The sequence below is a fragment of the Streptomyces pseudogriseolus genome (assembly GCA_002154585.1).
GTDB lineage: Bacteria > Actinomycetota > Actinomycetes > Streptomycetales > Streptomycetaceae > Streptomyces > Streptomyces pseudogriseolus.
In genome coordinates this window covers 1-724 of the sequence record MUNG01000685.1, presented here as the reverse complement: position 1 = coordinate 724, position 724 = coordinate 1, and the positions used below count along the sequence as shown (strand labels likewise).

At 76.5% G+C, this 724-nt stretch carries 1 pseudogene; it reads left to right on the top strand.

The features are described 5' to 3' along the window. A pseudogene (locus CCN29_RS34095) lies at nt 1–556 on the top strand (lytic transglycosylase); the annotation flags it as partial. Nucleotides 557–724: the final 168 nt, after the last annotated feature.

The window sequence follows — 724 nt, the reverse complement described above, 5'->3', positions numbered from 1 at the left end:
CCGGCACGCCGGCCACCCCGCCCGCGCCGAGCACCCCGCCGACGCCCACCGACACGGTGCACCACCTCGAGAACGCCGGCACCGGCACCCTCACCGCCATGGCGGGCCACACCTTCGCCGAACGCGTCTCCGCCCGCGCGGAGACCGAGGCCGGCAAGGCGGTCGCCAAGGTGCGGATCCNNTGGCGACCGTCACCACCGACGCGTCCGGCGTCGCGGTGGCGCCCGCACTGGTGGCGGGGGAGCGGACCGGCGCGTTCGCCGTCCAGGCGGCCGTCGTCGGCCGCTCGGTCAAGGGCGTCCCGTACAAGGCGACGGTCACCGAACGCGCCGCCGACGCCGCGGGCGGCGAGTTCGCCGAGCCGGTCGCGGTCAGGGCCACCTACCGCGGCGCGGCCGCCGGGAAGGTCGCCGCCACCGCCACCCTCGTGACGTCCGCCGACGACCCCGCCGTGAACGACAAGGGCCCCTACTTCAAGGACGCCGACGGCAAGGCGGTCCGCACCCTGACCGGCCTCACGACGGACGCGGACGGGCTGCTGACCCTGCCGAAGCTCGACGACGGCCGCCTGGACGGCGAACGCGCCGGTCCGCTCCCCCGCCACCAGTGCGGGCGCCACCGCGACGCCGGACGCGTCGGTGGTGACGGTCGCCACGCTCTCGCCGCCGGTGAAGACGGTGTCGGTGTCGCCGACGATCGTGAAGCGGATCCGCACCTTGGCGAC